The organism is Nocardiopsis sp. TNDT3 (genome assembly GCF_003427465.1).
Taxonomy (GTDB): Bacteria; Actinomycetota; Actinomycetes; order Streptosporangiales; family Streptosporangiaceae; genus Nocardiopsis; species Nocardiopsis dassonvillei.
The window spans coordinates 1-6,792 of the sequence record NZ_QPFC01000012.1; the positions used below are offsets into that span (position 1 = coordinate 1).

The window sequence follows — 6,792 nt, forward strand, 5'->3', positions numbered from 1 at the left end:
TACGCGGACGGCCGAAGAGGTGTCGCGCGGGTCCCGATCCGGCGTGTGGCCGCTGGGCGGTCCTCGTCGGGCGGTGCGCGCCGGAGGGCCCGAGAGGTCCGTCCGGCGGGGTACGGCGTCGCGGGACGCGGCGTGCCGGGGCCGCGGCGGACACGGTCCAGAAGTGGAGCAGTTGGTGCGGACGAGGGAACAGCCCGTGGACGGCGAGGAGTCGGGGCAGGCGGTGCTGCCCAGGACGTGGCGGCCCCGGTCGGTGCGGTGGGTCGCCTACGGGCTGGCGCTGCTGATCGTGGCGACCCTGGCGGTCCTGGCCGCGATCCTGCCGGGCAGCTGGGGGGTCATGGACCGGGTCCTGATGGTGGGCCTGGGCCTGGCCATCGCGGCTGCCCTGCACCTGTTGGCCCGGCCGCGGCTGGTGGCCGGTGAGGAGGGTGTGACGGTGGTCAACAGCATCCGCACCCACGTGCTGTCCTGGCCGGAGGTCGTGGACGTGCGGATGCCCGAGGGCGAGCCCTGGCCCTCGGCGGACCTGTCCGACGGCACGACCCTGGCGGTGATGGCCATCCAGAGCGCCGACGGCGAGTCCGCCCGGCGCGCTCTGGAGGAGTTCCGCGCGCTGCTGCACGAGCGCGGCGAGGGCCGCGAGCCCGACCGCTCGTAGGAACCTCCGGGAGGGGCCGCCGAATTCCTGAGGATCGGTGGCTCCCGAGTGTTGTGCGGGGCACATAGTTTGGTACCGAGAGCCACCGACGGAACGTGGAAGAGGTACCGCGTGCGCGACATCCGAGCGGCCGTGTCCGGCCTGTACGCGTCGGGCGAGACGTTCGCGCTGGCCACCGTGATCGACACCTACAAGAGCGCTCCCCGCGACGCCGGGGCGGCGATGCTGGTCAGCGCCTCGGGGGAGGCGGTCGGCAGCGTGTCCGGCGGCTGCGTGGAGGGCGCGGTCTACGAGGAGGCCCTGGAGGTCATCCGCACGGGGGTCCCCGTGCGCCGCACCTACGGGGTCAGTGACGACGACGCCTTCAGCGTCGGCCTGACCTGCGGCGGAACACTGCACATGTTCATCGAGCCGATCAGCCGGTCCGCCTACCCCCAGCTGGGCTCGGTGATCGGCGCGGTCGACGAGCACCAGCCGGTCGCCGTGGCCACCATCGTCTCCGACCCCTCCGACCAGGGCCGGGTGGGGCGGCGCCGGGTGGTCTGGCCCGGCCACGCCGAGGGCGGCCTGGGCAGCGACAGGCTGGCCGACGCCCTGGACGACGACGTGCGCGGCATGCTGGCCCAGGGCAGCACGGGTCTGCTGCGCTACGGCACCGACGGGCAGCGGCGCGGGGACGAGCTGGAGGTGTTCGTGCAGTCCTTCGCGCCCGCCCCTCGCATGCTGGTCTTCGGTGCGATCGACTTCGCGGCGGCCGTCGCCGACCTGGGCACCTACCTGGGTTACCGGGTGACGGTGTGCGACGCCCGGCCGGTGTTCGCGACCGCCAAGCGCTTCCCCACCGCCGAGGAGGTGGTGGTCAAGTGGCCGCACGTGTTCTTGGACGAGATCGCCGACCAGATCGACGAGCGCACGGCCATCTGCGTGCTCACCCACGACCCCAAGTTCGACGTGCCGGTGCTCAGCGTGGCCCTGCGCACCCGCGCCGGGTACATCGGCGCGATGGGGTCCCGGCGCACGCACGAGGACCGGTTGGAGCGGCTGCGCGAGGCCGGAGTGGGTGAGGCGGAGCTGGCGCGCCTGCACTCGCCGATCGGTCTGGACCTGGGGGCGCGCACCCCGGAGGAGACGGCGGTGTCGATCGCCGCGGAGTTGGTGCAGGTGCGGTGGGGCGGCAGCGGGCGGGCCCTGCGTGAGACCAGCGGCCGGATCCACCACGACACGTCGGGTAAACCCCTGGTTCCGGCCGGATTCGGCCACCGTGTGAAGTGAACCGAAACCCGCCGGTCCGTGGAGTGCCTGGTCACGGCGGGTCCGTGGGGGCGGTCGCGGAACAGGGCCGGACGGGCTGTGCCAGGTCGCCCATCCCGCGCGCCCGTGCGTGGCATCATCACGTCATGGGTACTGGGGGGCAGGAGCAGGGCGGGGAGCGTACGGGTCCGGTGGCGGGCCTGCTGTTGGCCGCGGGTTCGGGGAGCAGACTCGGGCGGCCCAAGGCGCTGGTCGAGGTGGGCGGCGAACGTCTGGTGGACCGCGGTGTGCGCACGCTGACCGCGGGCGGCTGCGCCCCCGTCATGGTGGTGCTGGGCGCCGCCGACACCCCGGTGCGCGGCGCCCACACGGTGCACAACCCCGACTGGCGGACCGGGATGGGGTCCTCGGTGCGCGCCGGGATCGACGCCCTGCCCGACACGGTCGACGCGGTGCTGATCGCGCTGGCGGACCAGCCCCTGGTCACCCCCGAGGCGGTGCGCCGCCTGGTGGAGGCGCACGAGCAGGGCGCCCGTGCCGCGGTGGCCACCTACCGCGGCAACCAGCGCAACCCCGTGCTGCTGGGTCGCGAGCACTGGTCCACGGCCTACGCCATGGCCGTGCACGACGTGGGGGCGCGCCCGTTCCTGCGCGCGTACTCCCATCTGGTCACCGCCGTGGCCTGCGACGACATCGCCAGCCCGGAGGACATCGACACGGTGGAGGACCTGGAGCGGCTCAGCGGCGTGCTGGGCGGGGAGTCCTCCGGTCCGGGCTGAGCGCCCTGCCCGGGGCCGTGCGCGCCGGTGGGCCGGGGCTCAGACCAGGGTCTCGGCGAGGATGCCGAACACGTGCTCGGTCGACTCCCCGGGGGCCAGCACGATCAGGTCGGTGCCGGTGGCCAGTGCGTTGGCCGGGCAGGTCATGGGCTCGGCGGCCAGGTGGGCCCGGTGGTCGTCCCCGCCGAGGGTGTCGGCGCTGAACAGCTGCAACCAGCCGAAGCCGCGGTCGCACCACAGCGACACCCGGTGCTCGGGGCCGCTCGCCCGCACCCACGCGCGCCCGTCGGCGTCCCTCTCCAGTTCGGTGAAGGCGGTGTCCAGGACGGTGTCTCCCAGTTGGCGGCCGGGCGTGCGGAAGTCGAAGTCGCCGCCGTCCACGGGAACGGGGCCGCCCACGGGCAGCATCTGCCCGTCCACCGGCTGGCGGGTGCCGGCGGTGACCTCCAGCGCGAACTCCCCGCGCGCGGCCAGGGCCGACAGCGGCTCGCCCAGGGTCAGGTAGGGGTGGAAGCCCAGTCCGAACGGCAGGGGGGAGCCGCCCGGGTTGCGGGCGGTGGTGGCGACCGTCAGCCCGTCGTCGGAGAGCCGGTAGGCGACGGTCATCTCCAGGGGGAAGGGGTAGCCGGGCCCGCCGCCGAAGTCCAGCCGCAGTTCGACCGCGTCCTCGGAGACCGTCTCCGGCGTCCACTCCCGGTCGTGGACCAGGCCGTGGATGGCGGTGCCCGTGGCCGGGTCGTTGGGTGCGGGACGGTGCTCGACCCCGTCGAAGCGGTAGCCGTGCTCGGTCACGCGGTTGGGCCACGGCGCGAGCACCTGGCCCTGGAAGGCCTTGGGTCCGTCCCCGTCGTAGGGCCAGACCACGTCGCGGCCGCGCCAGGTGAGTGCCCGCAGTCCCGCTCCCGTGCGGTCGACGCGCGCTCGGTACTCTCCCGAGCGCAGCTCGATCACCTCACCCACCTGACACCTGCTTCCCCGTCGTGGCCGTGCGTCCGTGTGCCGAACCGGGCGATCATAGCCCACGCGCCCCGCCGGGGGGACACGGCGGGACACGTGACGCGTGTGACGGAGGTTGTTCAGGAGGTTCGGAGGCGGAGTGCGGCGACCGCCGACACCCACAGCATGGCGGTGACGGTTCCGACGGCCAGGGTCAGCGAGCCGTACTGGCCGCCGGTCATCGCCCAGCCGTTGCCGACCAGCAGGACGGTGCCCGCGGCACGGGAGGCGGCGGCCGCGCCCCGGTGGCCGGTGCGACCGTAGTGGTGCCCCAGTACGTAGCAGGCGGCGATCAGCGCGGCGAAGGAGACCGATCCGGCGGCCATGTGGCCGTAGCCGTGCCAGGTGAGCTGCTCGGGCATCCCAGCGGGGGTGCCGACGGGGAAGCCGTCGGCCGGGTCCATGACGAGGAGACCCGCCGCGATCATGCCGAGGCCGTTGACCAGGACCAGCCGCGGCGCCCACGTGCCGCCGGGCGCACCGCGCATGGACCGGCGCAGCCCCAGGGCTCCGGCGGCGGTCAGGGCGCCCGCGACCAGGAAGTTCGTGATCTGGAGCCAGCCGAGTTCGCCGGTGCTGAGCGCGCTCAGGGGGTGCCGGGTCAGGTCGAACCCCTCCCGTGCGGCGGCCTGCGCCAGGGAGACGGCGGCCCACAGGGGAGCCGCGAGGGCCGCGCCGGCGAGCAGCGCGCGGGTGGTGCCCGCGGTGGCGCGGCGGACACGGGGTGCGGTGGCGGTGGTGGCGGTGGTGGCGGTCATGGCCGGGGCCTCTCTCGTGTTCTGTGCTTCTCGTTCTCACGTCGCTGCGGCGATGTGACAGGGAACGCGGCCGTTCCCTGTCACATCACCTCGTTCGACGTGTATCCGAAGGCAACGAAAACGAGACGAAGGAGCACGCCGTGCGCTTCCTGATGACCACCCGCCCCTCCGAGGACGCCCGCGACGACGAGGGCCTGTACGCCGAGATGGCCGCGTTCGTGGAGGAGCTCACCGCCTCCGGAGTCCTGCTGGCCACCGGGGGGCTGGAGCCCGGCGGCGTCCGGATGGTCTCCGCCGGAGAGGAGATCACCGTGACCGACGGCCCGTTCACCGAGGCCAGGGAGGCCGTGGCCGGGTTCGCCCTGGTCGAGGTCCGCTCCCGTGAGGAGGCCCTTGAAGTCGCCCGCCGCTTCCGCCGCATCGTCGGCGACGGCGAGAGCGTCATCCAGCAGGTCTTCGGCCCCTGACCGGCCGCGGCGCCGGCCGGGTTGCGCACGAGCCCGGCCGGTGCTGTCATCTTCGGTGTGACCGATGTCCACCGCACCGTCGACGCGGTCTGGAAGATGGAGTCGGCGCGGATCGTCGCCTCGCTCACCCGGATCGCGCACGACGTCGGCGCCGCCGAGGAGTGCGCCCAGGACGCCCTCGTCGCCGCCCTGGAGCAGTGGCCGCGTGAGGGGATCCCCGACAACCCCGGCGCCTGGCTCATGACCGCCGCCAAACGCCGCGTCCTGGACCGCCTGCGCCGGGAGCACCGCCTGGAGAGCAAGCACAAGGAGATCGCCCACGAGCTGGAGCGCGCTCCCGGGGTCGCGCCCGCCCCGGACGACGGCGTCCTGCGCCTGCTGTTCGCGACCTGCCATCCGGTGCTGTCCACTCCGGAGAGGGTCGCGCTGACCCTGCGCCTGGTGGCCGGGCTGACCAACGGGGAGATCGCCCGCGCCTTCCTCACCGGGGAGGGGCGCATCGCCCAGCGCGTGGCGCGGGCCAAACGGCTGCTCGCCGAGGAGGGGGTGGCCTTCGGGCTGCCCGACGGACGGGAGCTGGCCGAACGCCTCTCCTCCGTCCTCGGCGTCATCTACCTCGTCTTCAACGAGGGCTACGCGGCGACCTCGGGCGAGGACCTGATGCGCCCCGGCCTGTGCCTGGAGGCGCTGCGGCTGGGCCGCACCCTGGCCGAACTGGTGCCGCACGAGGCCGAGGCGCACGGCCTGGTGGCGCTGATGGAGCTCCAGCAGTCCCGGGCCGGGGCCCGGACCGGCCCCTCCGGCGAGATCGTCCGACTGCACGAGCAGAACCGGGGCCGCTGGGACCCCCTGCTGGTGCGCCGGGGCTTCGCCGCCATGCTGCGCGCCCGTGACGCGGGCGGCCCGCCCGGCCCCTACGTGCTCCAGGCGGCCGTCGCCGTGTGCCACGCCCGGGCCACCAGCGAGCAGGACACCGACTGGGCCCGTATCGCCGCCCTCTACGACCAGCTGGTCGTCCTACTCCCCACCCCGGTCGTGCGCCTGAACCGGGCCGTGGCGGTCGGCAGGGCCCGCGGGCCGGGGGAGGGACTGGCCCTGGTCGACGAGCTGGCGGAGGACCCGGTCCTGCGCGACTACCACCTGTTGCCCGGCGTGCGCGGCGACCTGCTCCTGCGGCTGGGCCGGGCCGCCGAGGCGAAGCGGGAGTTCGAGCGCGCCGCCTTGCTGGCCGAGAACACCGCCGAACGCGCCTTCCTGTCGCGCCGGGCAGAGGAGACCGCGGTCCCCGAGCCCGCCGGGCCCGACCTGGGCGCGACGGCCCGGGAGTTCCTGGGCCGCGACGACCTGGACCCCCAGACGCTGCGCTCCTACGGCCAGACCCTGGACCGGCTGTGCCGTTCGCTGGGGGAGGGTCTGCCCCTGGCCGACCTGACCCCCGAACGGGTGGCGGGCGTGTTCGCCACCGCCTGGGGCGGTGCGGCCCCGCGCACGTGGAACCGGCACCGGTCGACCGTGCGCTCCTTCGGCGCCTGGGCGGGGCTGGAGGATCTCGCGGCGGACCTGGAACGGCGCGGCGAGACCCGCTCACCGCACGTGCCGCTCGACCCCGAGACCGTGGCGCGCCTGTGCGACGGGGAGGGTTTCGCGCTTCGCGAGCGCGTGCTGTGGCGGCTGCTGCACGAGTCCGGCGCCCGGGTGAATTCCGTGCTGGCGCTCAACGTGGAGGACCTGGACCTGGAGGACCGCCGTGCGCGGGCGGGCGACGGCTGGGTGGGCTGGAGGTCGGGGACCGCCCGGCTGCTGCCCGAGCTCGTGGCGGGGCGCGAGCGGGGGCCGCTCCTTCTGGCAGACCGGCGTCCGGGACCGGCGAGGCGCCCCGC

At 74.5% G+C, this 6,792-nt stretch carries 7 protein-coding genes; 5 read left to right on the forward strand and 2 right to left on the reverse strand.

Going from position 1 to position 6,792, the window contains the following annotated elements; all coding sequences use genetic code 11:
- The first annotated feature begins 196 nt into the window (after positions 1–196).
- From DQW06_RS00245 to DQW06_RS00255, 3 genes are all read left to right on the forward strand, one after another.
- On the forward strand, positions 197–661 hold the full coding sequence (locus DQW06_RS00245) for a PH domain-containing protein (protein ID WP_013151914.1): 465 nt from the start codon (positions 197–199) through the stop codon (positions 659–661).
- 111 nt (positions 662–772) lie between these two features.
- Positions 773–1,933: an XdhC family protein gene (locus tag DQW06_RS00250; protein WP_013151915.1), complete on the forward strand. Its 1,161-nt coding sequence runs from the start codon at positions 773–775 to the stop codon at positions 1,931–1,933.
- 170 nt (positions 1,934–2,103) lie between these two features.
- Positions 2,104–2,691, forward strand: coding sequence for an NTP transferase domain-containing protein (locus DQW06_RS00255; RefSeq protein WP_041552345.1), 588 nt, complete (start codon positions 2,104–2,106; stop codon positions 2,689–2,691).
- A 39-nt stretch (positions 2,692–2,730) separates the two neighbouring features.
- Here DQW06_RS00255 and DQW06_RS00260 read toward each other — a convergent pair whose 3' ends face one another.
- Together DQW06_RS00260 and DQW06_RS00265 are read right to left on the reverse strand one after the other, a co-directional pair.
- Positions 2,731–3,651: an aldose 1-epimerase family protein gene (locus DQW06_RS00260; RefSeq protein WP_013151917.1), complete on the reverse strand. Its 921-nt coding sequence runs from the start codon at positions 3,649–3,651 to the stop codon at positions 2,731–2,733.
- Between the two features lie 116 nt (positions 3,652–3,767).
- Complete coding sequence (locus tag DQW06_RS00265; RefSeq protein WP_117197731.1) at positions 3,768–4,445, reverse strand: DUF998 domain-containing protein; 678 nt, start codon at positions 4,443–4,445, stop codon at positions 3,768–3,770.
- A 140-nt stretch (positions 4,446–4,585) separates the two neighbouring features.
- Between DQW06_RS00265 and DQW06_RS00270 the strand changes: the two genes are divergently transcribed.
- The gene (locus DQW06_RS00270) at positions 4,586–4,912 is read left to right on the forward strand and encodes a YciI family protein (protein ID WP_013151919.1); all 327 of its coding nucleotides are present in this window, start codon (positions 4,586–4,588) and stop codon (positions 4,910–4,912) included.
- Positions 4,913–4,969: 57 nt separating this feature from the next.
- Positions 4,970–6,792: sigma-70 family RNA polymerase sigma factor (locus DQW06_RS00275; RefSeq protein ID WP_117197732.1), on the forward strand; the 1,823-nt coding region annotated here is incomplete at its 3' end.